Raw genomic sequence first — 205 nt, forward strand, 5'->3', positions numbered from 1 at the left:
GGCATACTCCTGCAAGCTGTTCTTCGCGGCTGGCATCGGCCAATGGCGCTTCGTGGGCGAAATGGCCGAGGTGGCCAGCTACACCATGGCGATCCTGCTGCGCCAGGTGCGCAAGGCCCGCCGCGACTACATCGCCACCGAGCTTAAGCGCTGCAAGGCCTCCACCAAAACCAAGCGTGGCGACCTGTTCTGCGACGCCTGGGTG

Annotated in this window: 1 protein-coding gene; it reads left to right on the forward strand. The window is 64.9% G+C overall.

All coding sequences use genetic code 11. The annotated features are described in order from the left end of the window. The coding region (locus G5A07_RS22170) for a hypothetical protein (protein WP_223107936.1) at nt 1–205 on the forward strand (205 nt) is incomplete at both ends.

This window comes from Stenotrophomonas sp. AS012628, assembly GCF_010608305.1.
In the GTDB taxonomy this organism is placed as follows: Bacteria; Pseudomonadota; Gammaproteobacteria; order Xanthomonadales; family Xanthomonadaceae; genus Stenotrophomonas; species Stenotrophomonas geniculata.